At 70.8% G+C, this 26,559-nt stretch carries 21 protein-coding genes; 13 read left to right on the forward strand and 8 right to left on the reverse strand.

From position 1 onward, the window contains the following. Positions 1–172: 172 nt before the first annotated feature. The 5 genes from A6A29_RS29415 to A6A29_RS29440 all read left to right on the forward strand — a co-directional run bounded on the left by A6A29_RS29415 (position 173) and on the right by A6A29_RS29440 (position 7,766). Positions 173–1,051 carry an MmyB family transcriptional regulator gene (locus A6A29_RS29415; RefSeq protein WP_073724562.1) on the forward strand — a complete coding sequence of 293 codons (879 nt, stop codon included), beginning with the start codon at positions 173–175 and terminating at the stop codon, positions 1,049–1,051. Next, the gene (gene dusB, locus A6A29_RS29420) at positions 1,048–2,196 is read left to right on the forward strand and encodes a tRNA dihydrouridine synthase DusB (RefSeq protein ID WP_073724564.1); all 1,149 of its coding nucleotides are present in this window, start codon (positions 1,048–1,050) and stop codon (positions 2,194–2,196) included. The genes A6A29_RS29415 and dusB overlap by 4 nt, the downstream gene beginning before the upstream one ends. A gap of 590 nt (positions 2,197–2,786) precedes the next feature. Then, positions 2,787–5,498, forward strand: a complete 2,712-nt coding sequence (ppdK, locus tag A6A29_RS29425) for a pyruvate, phosphate dikinase (protein ID WP_073724566.1) — start codon at positions 2,787–2,789, stop codon at positions 5,496–5,498. Positions 5,499–6,150: 652 nt separating this feature from the next. After that, a complete protein-coding gene (locus A6A29_RS29435; RefSeq protein WP_073724570.1) occupies positions 6,151–7,185 on the forward strand; it encodes an ArsR/SmtB family transcription factor in 1,035 nt (344 codons plus the stop codon). A gap of 170 nt (positions 7,186–7,355) precedes the next feature. Next, the gene (locus A6A29_RS29440) at positions 7,356–7,766 is read left to right on the forward strand and encodes a VOC family protein (protein ID WP_073724572.1); all 411 of its coding nucleotides are present in this window, start codon (positions 7,356–7,358) and stop codon (positions 7,764–7,766) included. Between the two features lie 123 nt (positions 7,767–7,889). Here A6A29_RS29440 and A6A29_RS29445 read toward each other — a convergent pair whose 3' ends face one another. Beyond that, the gene (locus A6A29_RS29445) at positions 7,890–9,053 is read right to left on the reverse strand and encodes an alkaline phosphatase PhoX (RefSeq protein ID WP_073724574.1); all 1,164 of its coding nucleotides are present in this window, start codon (positions 9,051–9,053) and stop codon (positions 7,890–7,892) included. Between the two features lie 290 nt (positions 9,054–9,343). Here A6A29_RS29445 and A6A29_RS29450 point away from each other — a divergent pair, with 290 nt between their 5' ends. After that, a complete protein-coding gene (locus A6A29_RS29450) occupies positions 9,344–10,138 on the forward strand; it encodes a sulfite exporter TauE/SafE family protein (protein WP_073725425.1) in 795 nt (264 codons plus the stop codon). Positions 10,139–10,242: 104 nt separating this feature from the next. On the opposite strand, the gene A6A29_RS29455 is transcribed toward A6A29_RS29450, so the two are convergent. The 4 genes from A6A29_RS29455 to A6A29_RS29470 form a co-directional block, all read right to left on the reverse strand. Further along, positions 10,243–10,875, reverse strand: a complete 633-nt coding sequence (locus A6A29_RS29455; RefSeq protein WP_073724576.1) for a class F sortase — start codon at positions 10,873–10,875, stop codon at positions 10,243–10,245. Positions 10,876–10,962: 87 nt separating this feature from the next. Next, positions 10,963–11,553 (reverse strand): hypothetical protein, encoded by a 591-nt coding sequence (locus A6A29_RS29460; RefSeq protein WP_073724578.1) that lies wholly within the window; start codon positions 11,551–11,553, stop codon positions 10,963–10,965. 415 nt (positions 11,554–11,968) lie between these two features. Continuing rightward, positions 11,969–12,430, reverse strand: coding sequence for a DUF5990 family protein (locus A6A29_RS29465; protein WP_073724580.1), 462 nt, complete (start codon positions 12,428–12,430; stop codon positions 11,969–11,971). Positions 12,431–12,557: 127 nt separating this feature from the next. Then, positions 12,558–13,352 (reverse strand): aminotransferase class IV family protein, encoded by a 795-nt coding sequence (locus tag A6A29_RS29470; protein ID WP_073725427.1) that lies wholly within the window; start codon positions 13,350–13,352, stop codon positions 12,558–12,560. Between the two features lie 78 nt (positions 13,353–13,430). Between A6A29_RS29470 and A6A29_RS29475 the strand changes: the two genes are divergently transcribed. The 3 genes from A6A29_RS29475 (at position 13,431) to A6A29_RS29485 (ending at position 15,002) form a co-directional block, all read left to right on the forward strand. Continuing rightward, entirely contained in the window at positions 13,431–14,045 is a 615-nt protein-coding gene (locus A6A29_RS29475) for an NADPH-dependent FMN reductase (RefSeq protein WP_073724582.1), read from the forward strand. Positions 14,046–14,130: 85 nt separating this feature from the next. Continuing rightward, a complete protein-coding gene (gene cutA, locus A6A29_RS29480) occupies positions 14,131–14,469 on the forward strand; it encodes a divalent-cation tolerance protein CutA (RefSeq protein WP_073724584.1) in 339 nt (112 codons plus the stop codon). After that, positions 14,466–15,002 carry a gamma-glutamylcyclotransferase family protein gene (locus A6A29_RS29485; RefSeq protein WP_073724586.1) on the forward strand — a complete coding sequence of 179 codons (537 nt, stop codon included), beginning with the start codon at positions 14,466–14,468 and terminating at the stop codon, positions 15,000–15,002. Before cutA ends, A6A29_RS29485 begins: the two co-directional genes overlap by 4 nt. A 148-nt stretch (positions 15,003–15,150) precedes the next feature. Here A6A29_RS29485 and A6A29_RS29490 read toward each other — a convergent pair whose 3' ends face one another. Further along, entirely contained in the window at positions 15,151–15,912 is a 762-nt protein-coding gene (locus tag A6A29_RS29490) for a SanA/YdcF family protein (RefSeq protein ID WP_079183082.1), read from the reverse strand. Between the two features lie 257 nt (positions 15,913–16,169). Here A6A29_RS29490 and A6A29_RS29495 point away from each other — a divergent pair, with 257 nt between their 5' ends. The 4 genes from A6A29_RS29495 (at position 16,170) to A6A29_RS29510 (ending at position 22,557) form a co-directional block, all read left to right on the forward strand. Further along, positions 16,170–17,507, forward strand: coding sequence for a deoxyguanosinetriphosphate triphosphohydrolase (locus tag A6A29_RS29495; RefSeq protein ID WP_073724588.1), 1,338 nt, complete (start codon positions 16,170–16,172; stop codon positions 17,505–17,507). 218 nt (positions 17,508–17,725) lie between these two features. Continuing rightward, entirely contained in the window at positions 17,726–18,985 is a 1,260-nt protein-coding gene (locus tag A6A29_RS29500; protein ID WP_073724590.1) for an NAD(P)/FAD-dependent oxidoreductase, read from the forward strand. A gap of 192 nt (positions 18,986–19,177) precedes the next feature. After that, positions 19,178–21,088 (forward strand): DNA primase, encoded by a 1,911-nt coding sequence (gene dnaG / locus A6A29_RS29505; RefSeq protein ID WP_073724592.1) that lies wholly within the window; start codon positions 19,178–19,180, stop codon positions 21,086–21,088. 380 nt (positions 21,089–21,468) lie between these two features. After that, a complete protein-coding gene (locus A6A29_RS29510) occupies positions 21,469–22,557 on the forward strand; it encodes an RNA polymerase sigma factor (protein ID WP_073725431.1) in 1,089 nt (362 codons plus the stop codon). A gap of 144 nt (positions 22,558–22,701) precedes the next feature. Here A6A29_RS29510 and A6A29_RS29515 read toward each other — a convergent pair whose 3' ends face one another. Further along, complete coding sequence (locus A6A29_RS29515; RefSeq protein ID WP_073724594.1) at positions 22,702–24,627, reverse strand: ABC transporter ATP-binding protein; 1,926 nt, start codon at positions 24,625–24,627, stop codon at positions 22,702–22,704. Next, positions 24,627–26,360, reverse strand: coding sequence for an ABC transporter ATP-binding protein (locus A6A29_RS29520; protein ID WP_073724596.1), 1,734 nt, complete (start codon positions 26,358–26,360; stop codon positions 24,627–24,629). Before A6A29_RS29520 ends, A6A29_RS29515 begins: the two co-directional genes overlap by 1 nt. Between the last annotated feature and the right edge of the window lie 199 nt (positions 26,361–26,559).

Here is a 26,559-nt window from a genome sequence, read left to right on the forward strand (position 1 = left end):
GCGGCAGGCTTCACGCGGGTCGCCCGGGGGGCCCGTGTGCGGGTGTGCGTTCGTACGGAGGATTCACTCACAGCGTCGACTCTCGCCCCGTTCCCAGCCTGGTACCAGAGTCTCCTTATCCTGGTACAACCAGTACCTGGCATCCTGCCGCTCGCTTCGGCAGGCTGGAAGGATGACGACCATGGCGCCCGAGTCCGACATCCGGCGGCACGAACTCGCGGGCTTCCTGCGCAGCCGCCGCGAACGGATCACCCCCGAGCAGGTCGGCCTGGTCCGGGGCCGGCGCAGACGCACCCCCGGGCTGCGCCGCGAGGAGGTCGCCCAGCTCTCCGCGGTTGGCGTCACCTGGTACACGTGGCTGGAGCAGGCACGCGACATCCAGGTCTCGCCCCAGGTCCTCGACGCCCTCGCCCGTGCCCTGCTGCTCGACCGGAGCGAGCGCTCCCACCTGTTCGCGCTCTCCGGCGCCACCGACCCGGCACCGGGCACCGAGTGCCCCAGCGTCACCCCGGCGCTGCGCACCCTGCTGGAGCAGCTGGAACCCATCCCGGCCTGCGTCCAGAACAGCCGGTACGACATCCTCGCGTACAACCGCACCTACGGGCGGCTGCTCTGCGACCTCGACGCCCTGCCGCCCGAGGACCGCAACTGCATGATCCTGGCCTTCACCAACGCCGACTGGCGGGCCGCGGTCGTCGGCCTTCCCGAGGTCAACCGCACCATGGCGGCCAAGTTCCGTGCCTCCATGGCCGGTCATCTCGCCGAGCCCGCGTGGAAGGCGCTGCTCAAGCGGCTCGAAACGGAGTCGGCCGAATTCCGCGAGGTCTGGGAGCGGCACGAGGTCGTGAACCAGGGCGGCCGGACCAAGTACATCCGCAACGCGGAGGTGGGGCTGCTCCACGTCGAGCACACCAACCTCTGGCTCGGCCCCGCCAGCGGCCCGCGGCTGGTGAGCTACCCGCCCGCCGACGCCGGGACCCGGGAGCGTCTGGAGCGCCTGCGGTCCCTGGCAGCGGCCGAGCCCCCGTCGTACGGGACAATGGGGGAATGACCACGCTCGCCCCCGCGCTCCCGCAGCTCCGTATCGGCCCGCACACCGTGCAGCCGCCGGTGGTGCTCGCCCCCATGGCCGGTATCACCAATGCCCCGTTCCGGACCCTGTGCCGGGAGTTCTCCGGCGGCAAGGGGCTGTTCGTCAGCGAGATGATCACGACGCGGGCGCTGGTCGAGCGCAACGAGAAGACCATGCAGCTCATCCACTTCGACGCGAGCGAGACCCCGCGCTCCATCCAGCTGTACGGAGTGGACCCGGTCACCGTCGGCAAGGCGGTCCGGATGATCGTCGACGAGAACCTCGCCGATCACATCGATCTGAACTTCGGCTGCCCGGTCCCCAAGGTCACCCGCAAGGGCGGCGGCTCCGCGCTCCCGTACAAGCGGCCCCTGCTGCGGGCCATCCTGCACCAGGCCGTCTCCCACGCGGGCGCGCTTCCGGTCACCATCAAGATGCGCAAGGGCATCGACGACGACCACATCACCTACCTCGACGCGGGCCGCATCGCCGTCGAGGAGGGCGTCACGGCCGTAGCCCTGCACGGCAGGACCGCGGCCCAGCACTACGGCGGCACCGCCGACTGGGACGCCATCGCCCGCCTCAAGGAGCACGTCCCGGAGATCCCGGTCCTCGGCAACGGCGACATCTGGTGCGCGGACGACGCGCGCCGGATGATGCGCGAGACGGGCTGTGACGGGGTGGTCGTCGGCCGGGGCTGCCTGGGGCGTCCCTGGCTCTTCGGCGACCTGGTGAGCGCCTTCGAGGGGACGCCGACGCGCCGGGCGCCGGGGCTGCGCGAGGTCGCGGACGTCATGCTGCGTCACGCGACGCTGCTGGGGGAGTGGATCGGCGACGAGACCCGTGGCGTGATCGACTTCCGTAAGCACGTGGCCTGGTACCTCAAGGGCTTCTCCGTCGGCTCCGAGATGCGCAAGAAGCTGGCGATCACCTCCTCGCTGGAGGAACTGGGCGGTCAGCTGCGCGAACTGGACCTGGACCAGCCCTGGCCGGACGGCGCGGACGGGCCGCGCGGGCGCACTTCGGGCAACAACCGGGTCGTCCTGCCGGACGGCTGGCTGAAGGACCCCTACGACTGCGCGGGCGTGAGCGCCGACGCGGAGCTGGACACCTCGGGCGGCTGAGCCCGTCACGCGCTGTGCCCGGAGGGCAGGCGGCAGGCACCGGGTGCCTGCTTCCTGTCCTTGCTCGTTTGAGCGCGAGATGCGGCGAGGTTCGGCAAGGTTCGGCGGGAAATCGCCGGTGCCGGACCGTCCTGGGGCACCGTCCGGCCCCGATTTCCCTCCGCAGGTCGCTCTTGGTGCTTCCGGCGTGACCCAGTGGCGTCATCGGGGCGTCCGGATGGTGACATCTGAGCATCACCGGTAGCGTGATTCGCGCCACTCCTGAGGGGGTGGCAGCTCAGATGAGCGTCGTATGGGGAGGTGTACTTCTCAAATGGTGGCACTCGGTGCCAGGCGTCTTTGGTTTGATCGGCCGAAGTCGTCGCCACGCACCGTGGATGAGTCAAGGGAAATCTGTTGCTGTGTGTGCCTGTTCATTCAAGAAGTGAAGGCAGTGGTCCGGTCGGCGGATCGGCGTCGTCACTTTCGATCTGCTGGCGGACGGGTGGTTGAGACCGCATGACGCGCAAGTGGACGTACCCAGACACCTTCGATCTGGGTATGTTCCTCGCCGTCAGGGCAGCCACCGCGTCCTCGAGGAGTCGAGACCCGTGTCGGAAAACAAAGATCCCCAGAAGTTCGTCTACGACTTCACCGAGGGCAACAAGGATCTGAAGGACCTCCTGGGCGGCAAGGGCGCCAACCTCGCCGAGATGACCAACCTCGGGCTGCCCGTCCCTCCGGGCTTCACCATCACCACCGAGGCGTGCAAGGTCTACCTCGACAGCGGCGAGGCGCCCGCGGCGCTGCGCGAAGAGGTGAGCGCGCACCTCGCGGCGCTCGAAGCGCGGATGGGCAAGAAGCTCGGCCAGGCCGACGACCCGCTGCTGGTCTCCGTCCGCTCCGGCGCCAAGTTCTCGATGCCCGGCATGATGGACACCGTCCTCAACATCGGCCTCTCCGACGCCTCCGTCGTCGGTCTCGCCGCCCAGGCGGGCGACGAGCGCTTCGCGTGGGACTCCTACCGCCGCCTCATCCAGATGTTCGGCAAGACCGTCCTCGGGGTCGACGGCGACCTCTTCGAGGAGGCGCTGGAGGCGGCGAAGACGGCCAAGAAGGTCAGCGTCGACACGGACCTCGCCGCGGCCGACCTGAAGAAGCTCGTCGCGAAGTTCAAGAAGATCGTCGGGGCGGAGGCCGGACGCGACTTCCCGCAGGACCCGCGGGAGCAGATGGACCTCGCCATAAACGCGGTCTTCGACTCGTGGAACACCGACCGCGCCAAGCTCTACCGCCGCCAGGAGCGCATCCCCGGCGACCTCGGCACGGCCGTCAACGTGTGCTCGATGGTCTTCGGCAACCTCGGTCCCGACTCCGGTACGGGAGTGGCCTTCACCCGTGACCCGGCCAGCGGCCACCAGGGCGTCTACGGCGACTACCTGCAGAACGCGCAGGGCGAGGACGTCGTCGCCGGTATCCGCAACACCGTGGCGCTCGCCGAGCTGGAGTCGATCGACAAGAAGTCGTACGACCAGCTGATGCAGATCATGGAGAAGCTGGAGACCCACTACAAGGATCTCTGCGACATCGAATTCACCATCGAGCGCGGCCAGTTGTGGATGCTCCAGACCCGGGTCGGCAAGCGCACCGCGGGTGCCGCCTTCCGGATCGCCACCCAGCTCGTCGACCAGGGCCTGATCGACGAGGCGGAGGCGCTCCAGCGCGTCAACGGGGCGCAGCTCGCGCAGCTGATGTTCCCCCGCTTCGACCACGAGGCCACGACCGAGCTGCTCGGCCGCGGGATCGCCGCGTCCCCGGGCGCCGCCGTCGGCAAGGCGGTCTTCGACTCGTACACGGCCATCAAGTGGTCCCGGTCCGGCGAGAAGGTCATCCTCATCCGCCGCGAGACCAACCCGGACGACCTCGACGGCATGATCGCCGCCGAGGGCATCCTGACCTCCCGCGGCGGCAAGACCTCGCACGCCGCGGTCGTCGCCCGGGGCATGGGCAAGACCTGTGTCTGCGGCGCCGAGGACCTGGAGGTCGACACCAAGCGGCGCCGGATGACGGTGGGCGGCCGGGTGATCGAGGAGGGCGACGTCGTCTCCATCGACGGCTCCAACGGCAAGGTGTACCTCGGCGAGGTACCCGTCGTACCGTCCCCGGTCGTCGAGTACTTCGAGGGCCGGATGCACGCGGGCGCCGACGACGCCGACGAACTGGTCGCCGCCGTGCACCGGATCATGGCGTACGCGGACCGGGTGCGCCGGCTGCGCGTACGGGCCAACGCGGACAACGCCGAGGACGCCCTGCGGGCCCGGCGCTTCGGGGCCCAGGGCATCGGCCTGTGCCGCACCGAGCACATGTTCCTCGGCGAGCGCCGCGAGATGGTCGAGAAGCTGATCCTCGCGGACACCGACGCCGAGCGCGAGGCCGCCCTGGCTACGCTGCTGCCGCTGCAGAAGGCCGACTTCATCGAGCTGTTCGAGTCGATGGACGGGCTGCCCGTCACCGTACGGCTGCTCGACCCGCCGCTGCACGAGTTCCTGCCCGACATCACCGAGCTCTCGGTACGGGTCGCGCTCGCCGAGTCCCGCAACGACGCCAACGAGAACGATCTGCGCCTGCTCCAGGCGGTCCACAAGCTGCACGAGCAGAACCCGATGCTGGGCCTGCGCGGAGTACGTCTGGGCCTGGTCATCCCAGGTCTGTTCGCGATGCAGGTGCGCGCCATCGCCGAGGCGGCCGCCCAGCGCAAGAACGCCAAGGGCGACCCGCGCCCCGAGATCATGATTCCGCTCGTCGGCACGGTCCAGGAGCTGGAGATCGTCCGCGAGGAGGCCGACCGGGTCATCGCCGAGGTCCAGGCGGCCACCGGAACCAACCTGAAGCTGACCATCGGCACGATGATCGAGCTGCCGCGCGCCGCGCTGACCGCGGGCCAGATCGCCGAGGCGGCCCAGTTCTTCTCGTTCGGCACGAACGACCTGACCCAGACGGTGTGGGGCTTCTCCCGCGACGACGTGGAGGCATCGTTCTTCACCGCGTACCTGGAGAAGGGCATCTTCGGGGTGTCGCCGTTCGAGACGATCGACAAGGACGGCGTCGGCGCGCTGGTGCGCAGCGCCGTCGAGGCGGGCCGGGCGACCCGCCCCGACCTCAAGCTCGGCGTCTGCGGCGAGCACGGCGGGGACCCGGAGTCGGTGCACTTCTTCCACGAGGTGGGCCTGGACTACGTCTCCTGCTCGCCGTTCCGTATCCCGGTGGCACGCCTGGAGGCGGGCAGGGCCGCCTCGGAGCCGAGGGGCAGCGACAGCCGCTGACGCGGGGCCGCCCGAGCGGCGGGGGCCGCCGACACGGCGCCGAGGACCATCACCGAGAGACGGCGGCACCCTGTGCGGGGGTGCCGCCGTTTCGCTGGTGCGGTGCGGTGCGGTGCGGTGCGGTGCGGTGCGGTGCGGTGCCGTGCGGCAGTGGTGTCTGCGGTGCCGTGAGGCGTGGGTTCCGCGGCCCTCGTCCGCCGGGGTGCGGGTGCGTCCGGACGAAGGGGCCTCGCGCCGTTTCGCGCCGCAGACCTCCCATGTCTATTCGCTCCGGCGCTTCGGGGTGCGCGGCCGAATCCGCCCCGGCCGTCTCCGCCCCGTTCCGCTCCCCTTGCTTCGTTTAGTGCGCAAAGAAAGAAGACGTAAGGACCGGGGTGCGGCCCATGGATCCCCACCCATGGACCGCACCCGGCTTACCCCCGCCGGGCACGGAGCCGCACCGTCGCCGACCGCCGCCGAACACACAAAGCCCCCCACGGCCTTCACGCGTTCTTCCGGTGGCGCCGGATTCGTACCCGACGCCGTACAGCCTTTCGGGTGAAGCGGAACGGGGCGAGACGTTTCAACTGTGGCCGAAACCCCGTGGTGACCTCCTGTGACTGCCCGCATACCCTTTGGTGGGGGCGATTGCGGTGCAACAGGTGGGGGAACGGTGCTGCGTATCCATGTGTCCGGGTCGGACCTTTCCAAGGTGCGGATGGCCACCAGGCCCGACGCATTGTGGGAAACCATTCTCAGTTTCCATCGATTGAGAGACCGACGCGCTTCCACGGTGTTCGGGAAATGGCGAACGGAATCCCGGGCCCGGTTGAATGGTGAAGCACACCTGCTGGCCGCGGTAGTTCCACCGCGTGGTTATTTCCCGGATTTCCTGACGCCTTCCCGGGAAGGCAACGAGCCATTCGGCCTCGATGTCGGAATAGAAGCCCTCCGTGACACCCCCGCCGACCGGCTCCACCAGGAACTGGCGCTGCTGGCCGCCGGACGGCAACGAGGGGGACGGCCGCCGGGCGAGCGGGCCCACGGTGCGCCCGGCCGCTCGCCCGAAGCCCTGCTGGAGGCGCTCTCCGCAGGCCGCACCGAACCGCTCGGCCGTCTCATAGGTGCCCTGCGCAGCTACCACCGCGCCGCCGTCGAGCCGTACTGGCCGCACATCCGGGCGAGCATCGAGGCCGACCGGGCCATCCGGGGCCGCGCCCTGCTGGACGGGGGCGCAGACGGGCTGCTGGCCACCCTGCCGCCCATGATCCGGTGGCGCTCACCCGTGCTGGAGGCGGACTATCCCGTCGACCGCGAACTGCACCTGAACGGGCGGGGGTTGCTGCTCCAGCCGTCGTTCTTCTGCCGGGGCACCCCGGTCGTCTACCGCGACCCCAGCCTCCCGCCCGTCCTCGTCTACCCGGTGACCCACCACGGCGCCCCGTTCTTCGCCGAACCCGGTCCGTGGCTCGGCCGGCTCGTCGGGCACACCCGCTCCGCCGTCCTCCAGGCCATCGGCAACGGCTGTACGACGAGCGAGCTCGCCCGCAGGGCCGGGGTGTCCCTGGCATCGGCCAGTCAGCACGCCTCCGTGCTGCGCGAGGCGGGCCTGGTCCTCACCCTGCGCCACGGCAGCTCGGTCCTGCACACGCTCACCCCGCTGGGCGGCTCGCTGCTCAGGGGCGGCGCTCCGCTCGCCCTTTCCTGACCCACCGGGCAGCAGGCCCCGGGAGCGGGGCTCCGCAGGCCGAAGCCCCCCCCCATGAAGCGCTGACGGAGCCCGATGAACCACTACTGGGTAACGTGGACCGGGACAAAGTGCCACATAGCGCATGACGCGGGGGTCATGGCGCCACCGAAACGAGAAGCGAGACAGTCATGCCTCAGATGATCTTCGTGAACCTGCCGGTGAAGGACCTGGAGACGTCGAAGAACTTCTTCGGAAAGCTCGGGTACGACTTCAACCCGCAGTTCACCGACGAAACAGCGGCCTGCCTGGTCATCAGCGACACGATCTTCTTCATGCTCATCACCGAGTCGCGCTTCAAGGAGTTCACCAAGAAGGACATCGCCGACTCCGCGAAGTCGACGGAGGTCATCCTCTGTCTGAGCGCCGAAAGCCGCGCCAAGGTCGACGAAGTCGCCGACGCCGCGCTCGCCGCCGGAGGGTTCCCGGCCAACGAACCCATGGACGAGGGCTATATGTACGGCCGTTCCTTCCAGGACCCCGACCACCACCTCTGGGAAGTCATGTGGATGGACCCGGAGGCCGTCGTGGGCGAGGGCTGATCCTCCGGCGCTCCCGCCGCGGCGGTGTTCCGGGCGTCTCGTCCCGGAACACCGCGTCAGCCGTATCAGGCGCGTCTTGGCCGTACCGGGCGCCTCAACCGTCCCCCGCGCGCCTCAGCCGTATCAGGCGCGGAACGGGCCCTTCACCTCGTACGTGATGCCGCCCGACGAACTCCCGCTGGTGCCGCGCTGCGAGGAGAAGTAGAGCCGGGTGCCGTCCGGGGAGAACGCGGGTCCGGTGATCTCCGAGCCGGACTGGCCGGTGATCCGCAGGAACGGGGCGACGGTGTCGTCCGGGGTGATCAGGCAGATCTCCATGTTGCCGCCGTCCTCCGCGACATAGAGGTCCCCCGAGGCGGACCGCGTCACGTTGTCCACGCCGGTCAGCGGAGCGCCGCCGCTGACCAGGGAGTCGTCGTAGGCGAGCGACAGGGATGAGGCGCCGGCGTCGTACGCCCACACCCGGTTGTCGCCCTTCGTGGTGAACCAGCAGGTGCCCGCCGCGTAGAAGCAGCCCTCGCCGCCGTTGAAGACCTTGGCGCCGGAGACCTGGTAGCGGGTCTGGGTGGGGGAGCCGTCCGGGTCGGGGACGGTTGCCCAGGTCACCGGGCCCGAGGTGCCGGTGCCGGCCACCAGCACCTGGAGCGTGCCGCTCGCGAGGTTGCCCCAGGTCGTGGGCCGGAAGCGGTAGAAGCGCCCGTCGGACTCGTCCTCGGTGAGGTAGACGTACCCGTGGTCCGGGTCGGACGCCGCGGCCTCGTGCTTGAAGCGGCCCAGCGCGGGCCGCTGTACCGCCGCGTTCACGCCCCACGGGTCGGTCTCGTAGACGTACCCCCGGGTGACCTCCTCGCAGGACAGCCAGGTGTTCCACGGGGTCTTCCCGCCCGCGCAGTTGTTGTTGGTGCCGGACAGGATCCGGTACGCGGAGGTGACGGTGCCCGAGGAGTCGAAGCGCACGGCGCTCGCCCCGCCGCCGCTGCCCGAGGACACCTCGGCGTTGGACACATAGATCCAGCCGGTGCCGTCGGCGTACGTCGCCCCGCCGTCGGGGGCGCTGTGCCAGCGGTACGAGGTCCCGGTCACGGTCTGTCCCGAGCGGGCGACGATCCGGCTGCTGAAGCCGCTCGGCAGTTGGATGCCGTTGCCGTTGGCCGCCTGCGGCGCGCCGTACGGGCCGGTGCCGGGCTGGGCCGGGTCGGCGAAGGCGGCACCCCGCCACAGGGTGCCGCCGAAGGCCGCCGCCGAGCTGCCGATCACGGCTGTGCGCAAGAAGGTCCGACGTTCCACGATCACTCCACGAATGACGGGAGGGCCCGCCGGTCCGGTCGGCCCGGCGAGTCGCGCGTCAGGACAGTAGAGCCACCGAATTGACGGTGCGTCAACAACCGGTGAAGGGCGTGTGGATACGGTTCGTCCGTTCGGGCTCCAGGCGTACGGCGGAGAGCGTGCGGACTCCCCGTGTACACGGAGAACCGTACGCGGACCTCGTCGTCGGACCGGTCCGGGGCGAGCGGGTCCGCGTGCCCGCGACCGGGCCGTGCGAGGGCGGCGCGGAGGTGTCGCCTAGTGTCGAGTACATGCCCGAGATCACCCTGACCACCCTGATACTGCTCTGCCTCGCCGCCGCCGTGGCGGGCTGGATCGACGCGGTGGTCGGCGGCGGTGGGCTGCTGCTCCTGCCCGCGTTGCTGCTCGGCCTGCCGCATGTCCCGGCCGCCCAGATCCTCGGCACCAACAAGGCGGTCGCGATCGTCGGCACCTCGGGCGCCGCCGTGACGTATGTGCGCAAGGCGCCGGTCCAGGTGGGGACGGCCGTCCGGATCGGGCTGATGGCCCTGGCCGGGTCGATGACCGGGGCGTTCTTCGCCGCCGGGATCAGCAGCGATGTACTGCGCCCGGTGATCATGGTGGTGCTGCTGGGGGTCGCGGCCTTCGTGATGCTGCGGCCGGCGTTCGGCACGGCGGCGGCGGCGGGCGGCGGTACGGGCAGGAAGGTCACCCGGGCCCGTACGGTCACCGCGATCGTGCTGGTCGGCGGTGGCATCGGCTTCTACGACGGACTGTTCGGGCCGGGCACGGGCACCTTCCTGGTGCTGGCGCTGAGCGCGGTGCTCCATCTGGATCTGGTGACCGCCTCCGCCACCGCCAAGATCGTCAATGTGTGCACGAACGGCGGGGCGCTGGCGATGTTCGCCTACCAGGGCACCGTGCTGTGGCAACTGGCCGCCGTGATGGCCGTGTTCAATCTGGCGGGCGGCATGATCGGCGCGCGCATGGCCCTGCGCAAGGGCAGCGACTTCGTCCGCGGGGTGCTGCTGGTGGTGGTGTTCGGACTGGTCGCCAAGCTCGGCTTCGACCAGTGGACGGCGTAGCCCCGATCCGCCACGTGCCCCGTTCCGCCACGTGCCCCGTTCCGCCGCGCCCCGGCACTTCGGTGACTCGGCACTCCGGCGCCTCGGTACTCCGGTGCCTCGGTTCAGCGGACCTCGGTGAGGTGTGCGTACGCCACCACGTTGCCCTGGTAGCCGGTCTCCTTGCTGAAGCCGCCGCCGCAGGTGATCAGCCGCAGTGAGGCGTGCGGCGAGTCGCCGTAGACCCGCTGGTCCGGGAAGTCCTCGCTCTCGTACACCTCGATCGCGTCGATCGAGAAGACGGCCGTGCGGCCGTCCTCGCGGACGACCTCGACCGCGGTGCCCTTCTTCAGCGCCCCCAGCGCGTAGAAGACGGAGGGGCCCCGCGCGTTGTCCACATGCCCGGCGACGATCGCGGTGCCCTTGGCGCCGGGCGGGACGCCGTCCTTGTACCAGCCGGCGATGTTGCGGTTCCCGGCCGGCGGCACGTCGAGGCTCCCGTCGGCGCCCAGGCCCAGCCGCGTCATCGGCGCGTCCACGTCGATGCTCGGGATGCGGATGCGGACCGGCGCGGAGGGCCGCAGCGGTTCGGCGACCGGGGAGCCCGGCTGGAGTTGCGGCCCGGCGGCGAAAGCCTGGGCGGTGGACGGCTGGGGCGGGATCAGCTGGGTGGCGGAGCCGTTCTGGACGAGCCAGATACCGCTCAGTACGGCGATGCCCACCAGCCAGCCCTTGGCCTTCTGCGCCTTCTGGGACACGTCGTCGTCCTTGGTCGTGTCATGCCGTTGTCGTGCCGTGCCGTTGAGGAGGAGTGGGCCCGGGGGGCCGGAGCCCCGCTCCCCGGATCAGCCGCCCTGGGTGCTGTCGGAGCGACGGCGCATCAGCCACACCCCGCCGACGGTCGCCGCGCCGAGGACGCCGATGCCCGCCGTGATCTGCGTGGTGTCGGGCCGCACGCTGCCGCCGACCCCGGTCTTCACGTGCCCGGAGGGCCGGTCGTGCTCGGAGGACTGGTCGTGCTCGGAGGGCTGGTCGTGTTCGGGCTTGGATTCCGGCGGGGTGGGCTTGCCCCCGGCGATCACTTCGAGGTCGCCCGCGGCTTCCTTGCCGTTGTCGCAGGAGACGCCGATCTCGTACGTGCCGGGCTCGGTGTCGTGCGGGACCGTGAACTGGCCGACCGCGGACTCCTTGTGGGTGCCGGGGCGCACCTCGAAGTCCCCGGCTTCCAGGGAGTTCGCGTCGCCGATGCCCGATCCCTTGGGGCCGCAGGCGGTGGTGTTCACGGTGACCGTGGCGCCCGGCGCGGCGGACGCCGGGGTGATCTCCAGCCGGCCGAGGTCTCCCGCGTACGCGGGAGCGGCGGCGGTGAGACCGAGCGCCATGACGGTGAGCGCGGCGGAAGCGGTGCCGGTCACGAGGCGGGCAGGACTGCGCATGGGGATCCTCCGTGCAGACGGCGCGAGCGGGTGTGTCCTGCTTCCGAGATAACGGGCGCCCCGCCGTCCCTGCCTTCTGACGTCCGATCAGCTTTCACCCGTACGGCCGGGCGCGGCACCCTTGCCGGAGGGAGTCCGCGCAGGTCGTGGCGGTGCGGCTGGGCCGTACGGTCCGCCCGCCGCTGTGTGGTGCCGATCGAGTGAGACGTACAACTGGAATGTGATGCACGTCACAGGAATGGCTCCCGTGGTGCCGGGCACACGTGTGACACCCCCCCACGGGACGGATTACCACCGCCGCCCCCACGGCAACCGCCCTCACCGGCCCACCCCCCCTGGGCCCGGTGGGGGCGGTTTCTTGCCGTCCGGGAGTCACCTGGCGCCCTCCGGGCCCGGCCTCTGCGGCGTTCCGGTGTCACAGGCCGTTCGTGGCGGTCCAGGTGACGAGCGGCGGGCGCACCCGGGCGCACAGCGGCTGCCCCTTGGCGTCGGTGAGCCGCAGTCGCGCGGTGAGGTGCCCGGTCCGGGCGGCGGCTTCGAGGGCGGCCGGATCGATGTCGCTGAACATCAGTTTGGCGCGCCGGAACATGCTGAACAGGCCGGTGTCGTCCACCGTCCCCCACGACAGGTAGACGAAGCGTCCGCCCAGCCGGTTCTGGACGTACGGCCCGGTGACCTCGATGCCGTCCGCCGTGGCCGTCGCCGTGCAGTCCAGCGTCCAGGTGGCGGACGGGGCGTCGCCCGGGTGCGGGTCGAGCAGCTCGTCGGGCCTGTCCTTGCGCTGCACGCCGACGTGGATGTTGTCGAAACCGGGGAAGTCGGTGTCGGGGCCGCAGGTGCGGCCCGGGAGATCGGAGGCTTCGATATGGATCTGCATGCCCCCATGCTCCTGCACCGGCCCGGCGGCCGGGCGGCCCCGGTGTTCCCGTCCCCTCATGTCCCGTCACCCCGGCGTGCACCCCGGCGTCCGTGGGTCCTGCCGCCCCGGCGCCGTACGCCTCGGCTCAGACGGAGTCCCAGGGGGCGTCCTCGTACACCTTCGTCAGCCGCCCCATCAGCTCCTCGTCGACCGCGAACTCCGTGTCGTCGATCCGCCGGACCGGAGCGATGCCCTGCGAGTTGGTGACGAAGGCCGCCCGGTACGCACCGAGGCCGTCCAGGGTCACCGGGCGTCGTACCGACGGCCGGTCCGTTCGGGCCAGTCCGCTCTCCAGCAGGGTCATGGTGATGCCGGTCAGGGCGGGTGCCTGCGGCCACACCACCGAAGTGCCGTCCCAGAAGCCGATGTTGGTGATCGCACCCTCGGTCACCACACCGCCGGGCGCGGTCAGCAGCGCCTCGTCGAAGCCCGCCCGCTCGGCCAGCCGGCCGTAATAGGTCTGCCCGAATTCGCCGGGGCGCTTGATGTGCGGAACCACCCGTGCGTACGGCACCGACATCAGGCTCTTCGCGTCCGTGGCCATCCGCGCGGGCGCGCGCACCGTGACCATGAGCGTCGTCTCCGTCCCGCCCGGCGGCAGGAAGCCGTGGACCCGGGTGGAGGCGTCCCGGACCCCGGCGCCGTCCAGGGCGTGCCGGATCAGCTCCCGTACCCGCTCCCCGTCCAGCGCGAGCGCGAACAGTTCGCGGCTCGCACGGTCCAGCCGGTCGAGGTGGAGGGCGAGGCCGCGCACCCTCCCGTCCCTGATCTGCATGGCCGTGAAGTGGCCGTAGTCGAAGAAGGCCGGGATCCGCAGATCCTCCTCGGTGGCCGGGTGCCCATTGACCTCGACGTACAGCGCCGGTGCGGGAGTTGTCATGCGGTCCACCGTATGCCGCGGCACTTCCCGGCGGCGAGGCTTGACCTCAACCATGGTTGAGGCGTGAGTCTCTCCGGCATGGACCTCAACACGCCCGCGTCACCCGTCACGACCGCCGCCCCGCTGAAGGTGGCCGTCATCCTCGCCAGCACCCGCGACGGGCGCTTCGGCCCGGTCGTCGCCGACTGGTTCCTCGCCCACGCGGCGGATCGTCCGGACATCGAGACCGACCTGGTCGATGTCGCCGAACTCGACCTGCCGTACTCCCTCTCCTACCGCCCGGATCCCGCGACGCTGACCCAACTCGCCAAGGTCACACCCCGGTTGGCGCAGGCCGATGCCTTCGTCGTCCTCACCCCCGAGTACAACCACTCCTTCCCCGCCCCGCTGAAGAACCTCATCGACTGGCACCACGCCGAATGGCAGGCCAAACCGGTCGCCTTCGTCTCGTACGGCGGGATCTCCGGAGGGCTGCGGGCCGTCGAACACCTCCGTCAGGTCTTCGCCGAACTGCACACCGTCTCCGTACGCGACACCGTCTCCTTCCACAACGCGGGCGCGCTCTTCGACGACGAGGGCCGGCACAAGGACCCCGCGGTCCCCGACGCGGCGGCGAAGACGCTGCTCGACCAGCTGGTCTGGTGGGGACACGCCCTGCGTGAGGCCAAGGTGAGGCGTCCGTACGGCGCCTGAGCCCGTTCGGGCCGACAATCGGGGGAGGCCCAGAGGGGGCAGGAGCCCCCCGTACCCCGCCCCCCGTACCCCGAGGAGACCGACGATGACAGCGCCGGCATGGCTGACCGTACTGACCACGACGGACAGCGAGGACAAGGCCCACGCCCTGGCCCGGGGCGCGGTGGAGGCACGGCTCGCCGCCTGCGCCCAGATCTCCGCGCCCGTCTCCTCGGTCTACCGGTGGCAGAACGCCATCGAGACCAACGAGGAGTGGCAGGTCCTCCTGAAGACGACGGCCGAGCGCTACGACGAACTGGAGGACCACATCCGGGCGGCGCACGACTACGACATCCCGGAGATCATCGCGATCCCGGTGGTCCGCGGCAGCGCCCGTTACCTCGGCTGGGTGACGGCGGAGACGGCGCCCGAAACCGCCCTGTGACGGCGAGCGTGAGCGCCGCCTCGCCGGAGTCCGGATCCGGCGAGCTGCCGTTCTTCGTGTACGGCACGCTGCTCCCCGGTGAACCCAACCACGACCTCTTCCTGCGGGGGCGTACGGCAGGGGAGCGGCCGGCCGTGCTGCCGGGCGCCCTGCTCTACGACGGCCCTGGATACCCGTACGCCATCGAGGGCCCCGGCACCGTCCACGGCACCCTCATCAGGGCGGTGCCGGGGGTGTACGGGGAGCTGCTGGGGCTGCTCGACCATCTGGAGGAGTACCTGGGGCCGGGGCACCCGCGCAACCTGTACGAGCGGGTGATCCGGAAGGTCGAGGTCCCGGCGCCCGAAGAGCCGGTGCACGGTCCGGCGCCCGAAGCACTGGAGGCAGTCGGCCCGGCACCCGACGGGCCGGTGCACGCCTGGGTCTATCTGGCGGCGGCGGCCGTCACCCGCTCGCTGCACACCGGCGGCACTCTCATCCCCGACGGGCGGTGGACCACCGGGCGGCCGCCACCCGGAGCGCGCACACCCTGAACTCCGGCACCCGTGACACCGGGTCGAGGGCCGGGTCCGCCGGTCGGTCGGCCCGGCCCGGCCCACAGGTGCGGTCCGGCCCTTGCGGCCGACGCCCCGCATACCGCTGTCCGCGCTCACGCCGGTCCGCGCTCACCCTCGCCCCCGCTCACCGCTTTCCGGCGGCGAGGGCGTCCGTCACGCCCGGTTCCTCGGGCCCCAGGAAGTGCGGATCGGGTTGGAACACCGCGTCCACGGCCGCCTTCCCCGCCGCGAACATCTCCCGCGCCCCGCCGTAGTACCAGGTCGCATCGCGCTTCGCGTCGACCCCGACCCCGTACGCGTCGATCCCGGCGGACCGGCACAGGGTGATCGCCCGCCGGATGTGGAAGCCCTGGCTCACCAGGACGGCCCGGTCGACCCCGAAGATCTTCTTGGCCCGTACACACGAGTCCCAGGTGTCGAACCCGGCGAAGTCGCTCACGATCCGCGCGTCCGGCACCCCGCGCCCGGCGAGATACGTGCGCATCGCGTCCGGCTCGTCGTACTCCACCCGGCTGTTGTCCCCGGTGACCAGCACGACCTTCACCTTGCCGGTCCGGTACAGCTCGGCGGCGGCGTCCAGCCGGTGCGCGAGATAGGGCGAAGGTCTCCCCTTCCACAGCCCGGCCCCGAACACCACGGCGACATCCCGGGCCGGAGCGTCGGCCGTGGTCCGGACCCGGGCGTCGGCGGTGGTGTGCATCCAGGTCGCGGGCGCGATCCCCACCACACAGGCGAGCATCAGGCCCTGCGCCACCCGCCGCTGCGCGCGCCGGGTGCGGGGCAGTGGCAGCCGCGGCGCCGTCCCGGACCGCCCCAGCGCTTCCGGCCGTCGCGGACCTCGCAGCCGTCGCAGCGGCTTCGGCCACGTCGGTCGAGTGAGTCGCATGGGAGCCCCCCCTGTCGATCTGCTGTGCGGTCCCACCTGATCGGACGAGCAAAACGGCCAAAAGGTTCGCCGACCTGGGAAACCGGCCCTCCATGCCCCTGGAACCGACCCCGTCATCGCAGCAGCCCGGCCGCAGTCATCGCATCAGGCACGACCTGCCCCGGCGGCGCCCGGCGGGCGAACGGATGCGGGCCTCCGCCCGGCTCCGGGGGCCCGTGCCCGGCGCGTTGTCCGCCCCGGTCGCTACTGTCGGGACCATGGACGGGACACAGGGCGCACGCGGGGCATACGGCGCACACGCCGCACAGGACATCAGAACCAGCCCTTACGGGCCGGGCGACACCGAGCGCTGGGACACCGAGCCGGACAAACGGCCCGGCCGTACCGCCTTCCAGCGCGACCGGGCCCGGGTGCTGCACTCCGCCGCGCTGCGCAGGCTCGCCGGGAAGACCCAGGTGGTGACGCCCGGTACCCGCTCCAGCGCCTGGGACGCCAGCCCCAGGACCCGGCTCACGCACTCCCTGGAGTGCGCCCAGGTCGGCCGGGAGCTCGGCGCCGTGCTCGGCTGCGATCCCGATCTCGTGGAAACGGCCTGCCTCGCCCACGACATGGGCCACCCCCCGTTCGGCCACAACGGCGAACAGGCGCTCAACGACTTCGCGTCCGACTGCGGCGGTTTCGAGGGCAACGCCCAGTCGCTGCGTCTGCTGACCCGCCTCGAACCGAAGCGTTTCGTCCGCGACACCCGGACCGGGGAACTGGCCAGCGTCGGGCTCAATCTGACCCGCGCCGCCCTGGACGCCGCCACCAAGTACCCCTGGCCGCGCGGCGCCCACCCCACCGACCCCGGCTCACCGAAGTTCGGGGTCTACGAGGACGACCTGCCGGTCTTCGAATGGGCCCGCAAGGGCGCCCCGCAGGACCGCACGTGCTTCGAGGCCCAGGTCATGGACTGGTCCGACGACGTCGCGTATTCCGTGCACGACTTCGAGGACGGGCTGCACGCCGGGCACATCGACCCCAACTGCCTGCACGCCGAGCCGGAGCGGCGCGAGATCGGGGCCGTCGCCATCGGGCGCTACGTACCGGCGGACACCGACCCGCAGGAGCTCTCCGACGCCCTGGACCGGCTGCTCGAACAGGACTGGTGGCCGCACGGCTACGACGGCTCCGCCGTGGCCCAGGCCCGGCTGAAGGACGCCACGAGCCAGCTCATCGGCCGCTTCTGCCAGGCGGCCGAGACCGCGACGCGCGAGGTGTACGGGCCGGGGCGGCTCGGCCGGTACGGGGCGGAACTGGTGCTCCCGCGCGAGGTCCGCAACGAGTGCGCGGTGCTCAAGGCGGTCGCCGACCGCTATGTGATGCAGCGCGCCGAGCAGGAGGCCATCCGCGCCGACCAGCGGGTCGTCATCGCGGAGCTGGCCGCCGCTCTCACCGCCCGCGCCCCGGAGGGCCTGGAGCCGCAGTTCCGGTCCCTGTACGACGAGGCGCCCGACGACCGGGCCCGCAAGCGGGTCCTGGTCGACCAGATCGCCGCCCTCACCGACGCCTCGGCCCGCTCCCTGCACGCCGCCCTCACGGTCCGCCACCACTGAACGTGGTGTGCTGGGAGCACGTACCGCGCCGAGCGCGGGGACTCCGGCTCCGTACGGGTGCGGGGGCCCCGCGCCGCGCGGAGCCGGCACGGGTCGGCAGACCGGCCCATGACCACCGGGTGTGACCTGATCGGGGTACACCCTCTTTCGTCATCACGCTGCGTGCGGGACGCTCGCAGGTGGTGGCGCCGCGCAGCACTGCACTGAGGAGGCATCAAGTGGTCGACGCACATCGGACGTTCGTCATCATCGGCGGAGGACTCGCGGGAGCGAAGGCGGCCGAAACACTCCGGGCGGAGGGTTTCAGCGGCCGGGTGATCCTCATCGGCGATGAGCGCGACCATCCGTACGAACGGCCTCCCCTGTCCAAGGGGTACCTGGCCGGCAAGGAGGAGCGCGACAGCGTCTTCGTCCACGGGACGGCCTGGTACGCGGGCGCCGACGTCGAGCTGCACCTCGGCCAGCCCGTCACCGCCGTCGACCGCTACGCCCGCTCCGTACAGCTCGGCGACAACACCGTCATCCACTACGACAAGCTGCTGCTCGCCACCGGTGCCGAACCGCGCCGCCTCGACATCCCGGGCACGGACCTGGTCGGCGTCCACCATCTGCGCCGCCTCGCCCACGCCGACCGGCTGCGCAACGTCCTGTCCGCGCTCGGCCGCGACAACGGCCATCTGGTGATCGCCGGAGCCGGCTGGATCGGCCTGGAGGTCGCGGCGGCGGCCCGGAGCTACGGCGCCGAGGTCACCGTCGTCGAGCCGGAAGCGACCCCGCTCTACCAGGTCATCGGCCCCGAACTGGGCCAGATCTTCACCGAGCTGCACAGTGAGCGCGGCGTCCGCTTCCACTTCGGCGCCCGCCTCACCGAGATCACCGGCCAGGACGGCCTGGTCTTCGCCGCCCGCACCGACGACGGGGAGGAGCACCCGGCCCACGACGTGCTGGCCGCGATCGGCGCCGCCCCGCGCACCGCGCTCGCCGAGGCCGCCGGACTCGAACTCGCCGACCGCTCGCGCGGCGGCGGTATCGCCGTCGACGCCTCCCTGCGCACCTCCGACCCGCACATCTACGCCGCCGGGGACGTCGCCGCGGTGGACCATCCGCTGCTCGGTACCCGGCTGCGGGTCGAGCACTGGGCGAACGCGCTCAACGGCGGACCGGCCGCGGCGCGAGCCATGCTCGGCCAGGAAGTCAGCTACGACCGGGTGCCGTACTTCTTCTCCGACCAGTACGACCTCGGTCTCGAATACTCGGGCTGGGCGCCGCCGGGCAGCTACGACCAGGTCGTCATCCGGGGGGACGCGGGCAAGCGGGAGTTCATCGCCTTCTGGCTGAAGGACCGCCGGGTGCTGGCCGGGATGAACGTCAACGTGTGGGATGTCACCGACACCGTCCAGGAGCTGATCCGGGCCGGACAGCAGATCGACCCGGAGGCGCTGGGCGACCCCTCGGTCCCGCTGGGATCCCTCCTCTGAACGCCGCGCGTCCGCCCGGAGCCCTGCCCTGCGCGGACGCGACCCGGGGTGCCGTACCCACAGCGCACGTCCGGCACCCCGGTACCTGCCCGCGCCTTCCTCTCCGGGATCTCCCCCTGGGACATCCCCCCGGACCTGCCCGCCGGGTCCGGCCCGCGTCCGGTTGTCCGAGCCCACCCGTAGACTTCACCCGTGGCTGGCAGGATCAATGACGACGACGTGAAGGCGGTACGGGACGCGGTCCCGATCGACTCCGTCGTGTCCGAATACCTCCAGCTCCGTAACGCGGGCGGCGGAAACCTCAAGGGGCTCTGCCCCTTCCACGACGAGAAGTCACCCTCCTTCCAGGTCAGCCCCAGCAAGGGGCTCTTCCACTGCTTCGGCTGCCAGGAGGGCGGCGACACCCTCGCCTTCGTGATGAAGATCGACCACCTCACGTTCTCGGAGACGGTCGAGCGCCTCGCCGCCCAGGCGGGCATCACCCTGCGGTACGAGGAGGGCGGCTACAACCCCTCCCACCAGCGCGGCGAACGCATCAGGCTGATCGAGGCGCACAAGGCCGCCGCCCAGTTCTACGTGGAGCAGCTGGACGGCCCCGAGGCCGAGCTCGGCCGCAAGTTCCTCGCCGGACGCGGCTTCGACCAGGCGGCCGCCGCCCACTTCGGCGTCGGCTACAGCCCCGCGGGCTGGGACCACCTCACCCGCTATCTGCGCGGCAAGGGCTTCAGCGACAAGGAACTGATCACCTCCGGCCTGTCCCAGGACGGCCGCCGCGGCCCCATCGACCGCTTCCGCGGCCGGCTGATGTGGCCGATCAGCGACACCTCGGGCGAGATCGTCGGCTTCGGCGCCCGCAAGCTGCGCGACGACGACAACGGGCCGAAGTACCTCAACACCCCCGAGACCTCGATCTACAAGAAGTCCCAGGTGCTGTACGGCATCGACCTGGCCAAGAAGGACATCGCCAAGGCCAGCCGCGCCGTCGTCGTCGAGGGCTACACGGACGTCATGGCCTGCCATCTGGCCGGGGTCACCACCGCGATCGCCACCTGCGGCACCGCCTTCGGCAACGACCACATCAAGATCCTGCGCCGCCTCCTGATGGACAACGGCAGCGCCCGGGTGATCTTCACCTTCGACGGCGACGCGGCCGGTCAGAAGGCCGCCCTGCGGGCCTTCGAGGACGACCAGAAGTTCGCCGCGGAGACCTACATCGCGATCGCCCCGGACAACATGGACCCCTGCGACCTGCGCCTGGCCAAGGGCGACGAGTCCGTCCGCGACCTGGTCGAACCCCGCACCCCGCTCTTCGAGTTCGCGCTGCGCCAGATCGTCCGGCGCTACGACCTGGAGACACCCGCGGGCCGCGCCGCGGCGCTCGACGAGGCCGCCGCCGTCGTCGCCAAGATCAAGACGAGCAGTGTGCAGCGCGAGGTGGCCGTCCAGCTCGCCGGTTTCGTGGGCATCCTCGACCAGGAATTCGTCGTGCACCGGGTCGCGCAGCTCGCCCGCTGGGCCCGCAACGACCGGGGCGAGCGGGGCTCCGCGTCGGGCGGTCCCTCCCGAGGCTCCGCCGCGCAGCAGTCCGTCCAGGCGCCCACCGCGCCCGCGGGCCCCGCGCTCAACCTCCGCAGCCCCGCCCACCGCACCGAGCGCGAGCTGCTCAAGCTCGCCCTCCAGAAGCCCGCCCTGGTGTCCCCGGCGTTCGACGCCTACGGCATGGACGAGTTCACGGCCCCGCCGTACGCCGCCGTACGCCAGTGCATCGCGGACGCGGGCGGCGCCGAACAGGGCCTGGCCGAGACCCGCGAGTATCTGGTCGCCGTCCTGGACGCCGCGCCCAACGACACCGTGCGCAACCTCGTCACCGAGCTCGCCGTCGAGGTCTTCCACGGCAAGTCCATCGACGAGACCTACGCGGGCATGCAGCTCGTCCACGTCCGGCTGCGCGCCGTGGACCGCCGGATCAACGACGTCCAGGGCAGCCTCGCCCGCCTCGGGAGCAATGTGGCGCCGGAGGACCTGGCAGCCGCGCAGAACGAGGTCTGGGTGCTCCAGCAGTACTCCCAGTCCCTCCGCGCCAACGGCGCCGACGCGCTCTGACCCGCGCCCCCAATCGCTGGTGACCCACGTCCCCACGCATCAGGACCCACGCCCCAAGCGCCCGGCGACCGCACCCCCACGCGCCCGGCCTCACGCTCCCCAGCTCCCGGTGCCCCGCGCCCCCACGCGCCCGCTCCGGCCCGGGGACCGTAACGGCGTCCCGGAACCGACCGCCCCCAGCATCCCGAACCGACCGTCCCCAGCATCCCGTAATCGCCCGGTCACGCACCGGACCCAGAAAGTGGTCGCACGCCCCTCGTGGGAGCCATGTGTCGTGCCCCACACTGGGAGCGGTGCCTGAGGCATCGGAGCGCGAACGGTCCACGAAGGCGGACCCCCACCCCCGCGATCCGCGCAGCGATCACCTGGAGGTCGCCCCCGTGCAGACCCGGACCGTGACGACGACGACCGAGCATGTGCCGGCCATTCCGGCGCAGAACCGGGCCGTGCACCACCCGGAGACCGCGGTGGACCCGCCGTCGGAACCCGACGCGGTCATGGAGGAGTCGTCGGAGGTGCCCGAGCTCCCGGAGCCGCGGAGCAGACCGGACGCCGGTGGTCCGTCGTCCGACCTCTTCCGGCAGTATCTGCGGGAGATCGGCCGGATACCGCTGCTCACCGCGGCCGACGAGGTGGACCTCGCCCGCCGCGTCGAGGCCGGGCTCTTCGCCGAGGAACGGCTCGCGAGCACCCCCGACCCCGACTCCCGGCTCGCCGTCGACCTGGACCGTCTCGTCGTCATGGGGCGGATGGCGAAGCGCCGGCTCATCGAGGCCAACCTGCGCCTCGTCGTCTCCGTCGCCAAGCGGTACGTGGGCCGCGGCCTGACGATGCTCGACCTCGTCCAGGAGGGGAACCTCGGACTGATCAGGGCGGTCGAGAAGTTCGACTACGCCCGGGGCTACAAGTTCTCCACGTACGCGACCTGGTGGATACGCCAGGCCATGTCCCGCGCGCTCGCGGACCAGGCCCGGACCATCCGGGTCCCGGTCCATGTCGTCGAGCTGATCAACCGCGTCGTACGGGTCCAGCGCCGGATGCTCCAGGAACGCGGCTACGAGCCGACCGCCGAAGAGGTGGCCGCTCAGCTCGACCTGACCCCGGAACGGGTCGTCGAGGTCCGGCGCCTGGCCCAGGAACCCGTCTCGCTCCACGCCCCCGTCGGCGAGGAGGACGATGTGTCCTTCGGCGACCTCATCGAGGACGGCGACGCTGCCTCACCGGTCGAGTCCGCCGCGTTCCTGCTGCTGCGCGAACACCTGGAGGCGGTGCTCTCCACGCTGGGCGAGCGGGAACGCAAGGTGGTCCAGCTGCGCTACGGGCTGGCCGACGGGCGGCCCCGCACCCTTGAGGAGATCGGCCGCATCTTCGGCGTGACCCGCGAACGCATCCGCCAGATCGAGTCCAAGACCCTCAGCAAGCTGCGGGACCACGCCTTCGCCGACCAGCTCCGCGGCTACCTCGACTGAGGAGCCCGCCCGGACGGGCCCGAAACCCCGGCCCGTCCGGCAACGCGTCCGGCCTGGGCACCGGTCCGGTCCCGGACCGACCGGCACACGGGGGCGGCGTCGCGCCCCATGCGCCGGTCGCCGCCCCCATGTACCGGTCCGGTCTCAGTCCACCTCGGCGAGCGCCTCGGCGAACTGTGCCGCGTACAGCCGGGCGTAGGCGCCCTTGGCCGCCAGCAGCCCGTCGTGCGAGCCCTGCTCGACGATCGACCCGTTCTCCATCACGAGGATGACATCGGCGTCCCGGATCGTGGAGAGCCGGTGCGCGATCACGAAGCTGGTCCGGCCGTGCGCGAGGCGCGCCATCGCCTTCTGGATCAGCACCTCGGTACGGGTGTCCACCGAGCTGGTCGCCTCGTCGAGCACCAGGATCACCGGGTCGGACAGGAACGCCCGCGCGATGGTGATCAGCTGCTTCTCGCCCGCGCTGACCCCGGAGCCCTCGTCGTCGATCACCGTGTCGTAGCCGTCCGGCAGGGTACGGATGAAGCGGTCGGCGTGGGCCGCCCTCGCCGCCTCCTCGATCTCCTCCCGGCCGACCTCGCGCGAAGCGCCGTACGCGATGTTGTCCGCGATCGATCCGCCGAACAGCCAGGTGTCCTGGAGGACCATGCCGATCCCGGACCGCAGGTCGTCGCGCGACATCTTCGCCACATCGACGCCGTCCAGGGCGATCCGGCCGCCCGTCACCTCGTAGAACCGCATCAGCAGATTGACCAGCGTCGTCTTGCCGGCACCCGTCGGGCCGACGATCGCGACCGTCTGACCCGGCTCGACGCTCAGCGACAGATCCTCGATGAGCGGCTTCTCCGGGTCGTAGCGGAACGACACCTTCTCCAGCGAGACCCTGCCGAGCAGCTCCTCGGGACGCTCCCCGTTCTCCGGGTCCGCGCCCTGCTCCTCCGCGTCCAGCAGCTCGAAGATCCGCTCGGCCGACGCGACGCCCGACTGCACCAGGTTCGCCATCGAGGCGACCTGGGTCAGCGGCATCGAGAACTGCCGCGAGTACTGGATGAACGCCTGCACATCACCGATCGACAGCGCACCGGAGGCGACCCGCAGCCCGCCGACGACGGCGACGAGCACATAGTTCAGGTTCGACACGAACATCATCAGCGGCTGCATGATCCCGCTGTTGAACTGGGCCTTGAAGCCCGCCTCGTACAGCGCGTCGTTCTGCTCGGCGAAGTCCCTCGCGGACTCCTCCTGCCGCCCGAAGACCTTCACCAGGGTGTGCCCGGTGTACATCTCCTCGATGTGGGCGTTGAGCTTGCCCGTCACCTTCCACTGCTGCACGAACTGCGGCTGCGAGCGCTTGCCCACCCGGGCCGCCACCACCACCGACAGCGGGATCGTCACCAGCGCGACCAGCGCCAGCAGCGGCGAGATCCAGAACATCATGATCATGACGCCGACGATGGTCAGCAGGGAGTTGATGAGCTGGCCCATGGTCTGCTGCATCGTCTGCGAGATGTTGTCGATGTCGTTCGTCGCCCGGCTGAGCACCTCACCGCGCTTGGCCCGGTCGAAGTACGACAGCGGCAGCCGCGCCATCTTCGTCTGGATGTCCTCGCGCAGCTGGAACACGATCCGGTTGATCACCCGGATCGAGATCCGGGTCGACACGAACATCAGCAGCCCGGCGCCGATGTAGACCACCAGCGCCATCAGCAGGACGTTCCCCACGGCGCCGAAGTCGATGCCCTCGCCCGGAGTGAAGTCCACCCCGGACAGCATGTCGGCCAGTCCGCCGCTGCCCTTCGCGCGCAGCCCCTCGATGGCCTGCGCCTTGGTGGTGCCCTCCGGCATCCCCCGGCCGATCACGCCCGCGAAGATCAGGTCGGTCGCCCGGCCGAGGATCTTCGGGCCGACCACCGAGAAGGCCACACTCAGCACCCCGGCGGCCAGCATCAGATACAGCGAGGACTTCTCCCGGCTGAACCTCTTCAGCAGCCGCTTCCCGGACCCCTTGAAGTCCATGGACCGCTCGGTGGGCCCTCCGGCCATCATCCGTCCGCCCGGCCCGGCCATTACGCGGCCTCCGCTTCCGTCAGCTGGGAGAGCACGATCTCCCGGTATGTTTCATTGCCGTCCATCAGTTCGCGATGGGTGCCGCTCCCGACGACCCGCCCCTCGTCCAGCACCAGAATCCGGTCGGCGTCACGGATGGTGGACACCCGCTGCGCCACGATCACCACGGTCGCCTCGGCCGTCTCCCGGGACAGCGCCGCGCGCAGCGCCGCGTCCGTCGCGTAGTCCAGCGCCGAGAACGAGTCGTCGAAGAGATAGATCTCCGGCTGCTGCACGAGCGTCCTGGCGATCGCCAGACGCTGCCGCTGACCACCGGAGACATTGGTGCCGCCCTGCGCGATCGGCGCGTTCAGCCCGTGCTCCAGCCGCTCCACGAACTCCTTGGCCTGGGCGACCTCCAGCGCGTGCCACAGCTCCTCGTCGCTCGCGTCCGGATTCCCGTACCGCAGATTCGTCGCGACCGTCCCCGAGAACAGATACGGCTTCTGCGGCACCAGGCTCACGGTCTTCGCCAGCAGGACCGGGTCCAGCGTCCGTACGTCCGTACCGTCGACCAGCACCTCGCCGTCCGTCACGTCGAACAGTCGCGGTACGAGGCCGAGCAGCGTCGACTTCCCGCTGCCCGTCGACCCGATGATCGCGGTCGTCTCACCGGGGCGCGCCACCAGGTCCACGGTCCGCAGCACCGGCTCCTCGGCACCCGGGTACCGGAACTCCGCGCCCCGCACCTCCAGATGACCGTGCCTGGTCAGTTCCGTGACCGGGGCGAGCGGCGGCACGACGCTCGAATCGGTCTCCAGGACCTCCTGGACGCGTTCGGCACACACCTCGGCACGCGGCACCATCATGAACATGAAGGTGGCCATCATCACCGACATCACGATCTGCATCAGATAGGCGAGGAACGCGGTCAGCGCGCCGATCTGCATCCCGCCGCTGTCGATGCGGTGCGCACCGAACCAGACCACCGCGATGGACGACAGGTTCACCACCGTCATCACGGTCGGGAACATGAACGCCATGAGCCGGCCGGTCGACACCGACACATCGGTCAGGTCGTTGTTCGCCCCCCGGAACCGCTCCTCCTCGTACCCGTCGCGCACGAAGGCGCGGATGACGCGGTTGCCGGTGATCTGCTCGCGCAGCACCCGGTTCACCGTGTCGAGCCGCTCCTGCATCGTGCGGAACAACGGCCGCATCTTCTTCACGATGAGGCTCACCGCGATACCGAGGATCGGCACCACCGCCAGCAGGACCGCGGACAGCGGCACGTCCTGGCCGAGGGCCATGATGATGCCGCCGACACACATGATCGGCGCCGACACCATCAGCGTGAACGCCATCAGCACCAGCATCTGGATCTGCTGGACGTCATTGGTCGTCCGGGTGATCAGCGAGGGCGCACCGAAGCGCCCCAACTCACGTGCCGAGAAAGCCTGCACCCGGTCGAAGACCGAGGCCCGGACGTCGCGCCCGAGAGCGGACGCGGTGCGCGCGCCGTAGTAGACGGCGCCGATGTTGCAGAGCACCTGCAGGACGCTGACGGCGATCATCACGCCGCCGAACTCCAGGATGTAGCCCGTGTCCCCCTTCACGACACCGTTGTCGATGATGTCGGCGTTGAGGCTGGGCAGATAGAGGGTGGCGCAGGTCTGCAACAGCTGGAGGAACACCAGCAGCGCGATGGGTTTTCTGTACGGGCCGAGATAGGCCCGCAGGAGTTTTATGAGCACGCGTATCTCTCGGAGTCGGCGAACGGCAGGGGTCGACCCATTTTCCGGTACGCCGTACGCAGACCGCGAACGCTTTTTCTCAAGGCCGGGTCAAAATCCTGCCGCGCCCGACGGGGCCCGGCCCGCCGCGGAATCGGGCGGAAACGGGCGGCTCGGACGCGGCCCGACCCCGTACGCAGGGGCCCTGCCCGCGTCCTGC

It is taken from the genome of Streptomyces sp. TSRI0281 (genome assembly GCF_001905125.1).
GTDB lineage: Bacteria > Actinomycetota > Actinomycetes > Streptomycetales > Streptomycetaceae > Streptomyces.

Excerpts from the sequence above, each read along its gene's own strand:
- A6A29_RS29415 (WP_073724562.1), top strand. The coding sequence starts at position 173 with ATGACGACCATGGCGCCCGAGTCCGACATCCGGCGGCACGAACTCGCG.
- dusB (WP_073724564.1), top strand. The coding sequence starts at position 1,048 with ATGACCACGCTCGCCCCCGCGCTCCCGCAGCTCCGTATCGGCCCGCAC.
- A6A29_RS29440 (WP_073724572.1), top strand. The coding sequence starts at position 7,356 with ATGCCTCAGATGATCTTCGTGAACCTGCCGGTGAAGGACCTGGAGACG.
- A6A29_RS29450 (WP_073725425.1), top strand. The coding sequence starts at position 9,344 with ATGCCCGAGATCACCCTGACCACCCTGATACTGCTCTGCCTCGCCGCC.
- A6A29_RS29460 (WP_073724578.1), bottom strand. The coding sequence starts at position 11,553 with ATGCGCAGTCCTGCCCGCCTCGTGACCGGCACCGCTTCCGCCGCGCTC.
- A6A29_RS29465 (WP_073724580.1), bottom strand. The coding sequence starts at position 12,430 with ATGCAGATCCATATCGAAGCCTCCGATCTCCCGGGCCGCACCTGCGGC.
- A6A29_RS29470 (WP_073725427.1), bottom strand. The coding sequence starts at position 13,352 with ATGACAACTCCCGCACCGGCGCTGTACGTCGAGGTCAATGGGCACCCG.
- A6A29_RS29475 (WP_073724582.1), top strand. The coding sequence starts at position 13,431 with ATGGACCTCAACACGCCCGCGTCACCCGTCACGACCGCCGCCCCGCTG.
- cutA (WP_073724584.1), top strand. The coding sequence starts at position 14,131 with ATGACAGCGCCGGCATGGCTGACCGTACTGACCACGACGGACAGCGAG.
- A6A29_RS29490 (WP_079183082.1), bottom strand. The coding sequence starts at position 15,912 with ATGCGACTCACTCGACCGACGTGGCCGAAGCCGCTGCGACGGCTGCGA.
- A6A29_RS29495 (WP_073724588.1), top strand. The coding sequence starts at position 16,170 with ATGGACGGGACACAGGGCGCACGCGGGGCATACGGCGCACACGCCGCA.
- A6A29_RS29515 (WP_073724594.1), bottom strand. The coding sequence starts at position 24,627 with ATGGCCGGGCCGGGCGGACGGATGATGGCCGGAGGGCCCACCGAGCGG.